Source organism: Cellulomonas sp. P4_H12, from assembly GCF_056400905.1.
In genome coordinates this window covers 1-601 of the sequence record NZ_JBFUKJ010000108.1, presented here as the reverse complement: position 1 = coordinate 601, position 601 = coordinate 1, and the positions used below count along the sequence as shown (strand labels likewise).

At 72.5% G+C, this 601-nt stretch carries 1 pseudogene; it reads left to right on the top strand.

What is annotated here, in order from left to right:
* Positions 1–172 precede the first annotated feature (172 nt).
* Positions 173–601: pseudogene (locus AC1DQC_RS20015) on the top strand (hypothetical protein); the annotation flags it as partial.

The following is a 601-nucleotide window of genomic DNA, read 5'->3' as shown; positions in this document are numbered from 1 at the left end:
CGGCAGTGGAGTCTCGTCGGCGGGTTGATGGTGCAGGTGCATGCGGCCCGGGCAGGGTTGCCGATCAGCCGGGCGACGGTCGATGTCGACATGGCGGACGCACATCGAGACCGGGGCAGCGGCCTTCGGCGAGGTCCGCCACCGTCTCGAACGGCTCGGGTACCAGCTGAGAATGCCCGTCGGGGAGGGCCCGGCGCACCGGTTCGTCCGCGGCGGCGAGCAGGTGGACGTGATGGTCGCGGACAACCTCGCCCCCGCACACAGACCGACCGTGGCCGGGCGTGCGGTGTTCGCGCTGCCGGCCGGGACGTCCGCGCTGCGCAAGACCGTCGACTGCGAGATCGACATCGACGGTGAGAGGGTGACGCTCAGTGTCCCCGACGTCCTGGGCGCGCTCGTCCTCAAGGGCGCCGCCTACCGGGCGGACACACGGGATCGGGGTCGGCACCTCGAGGACGCGGCTGTCCTCGCGTGCGCGATGGACAATCCCCTCCGCGAGCGGGCCCGGATGGTGGGCAGTGACCGCGGACGAGTCCGGTACCTGGCCACGGCCCTGGCCGATGCCACGCATCCGGCCTGGCTCGCGGTGCCGGCCGAACAC